The 223-nt window shown below is 70.0% G+C and carries 1 protein-coding gene; it reads left to right on the top strand.

Annotated features, from left to right (window positions below; all coding sequences use genetic code 11):
* Window positions 1-223, top strand: a 223-nt coding sequence (locus E4K09_RS17395; RefSeq protein ID WP_134499055.1) for a hypothetical protein, incomplete at both ends; no start/stop codon positions are given.

The following is a 223-nucleotide window of genomic DNA, read 5'->3' on the forward strand; positions in this document are numbered from 1 at the left end:
AGCGCGACGGCTCGCCCATGGTGCCCTCGCGCTTCCTGCAGCGCCTCAAGGCTTTCACCGGCCGGGAGGCGTGGAACGCCATGCTGAAGTCGGGAGAGTATTACCGCCGGCTTGCCCGCACCCTCGACACGCCGAAACCCGCGCCCGCTCTTCCACGCCCGCGCCCGAAGCCCGACCCTGCGCTCTTCCCGCGCTCCTTGAGCGTCACGGAAGTCGAGACGCT

Origin of the sequence: Microvirga pakistanensis, assembly GCF_004458765.1 — a bacterium.
Lineage (GTDB): Bacteria > Pseudomonadota > Alphaproteobacteria > Rhizobiales > Beijerinckiaceae > Microvirga > Microvirga pakistanensis.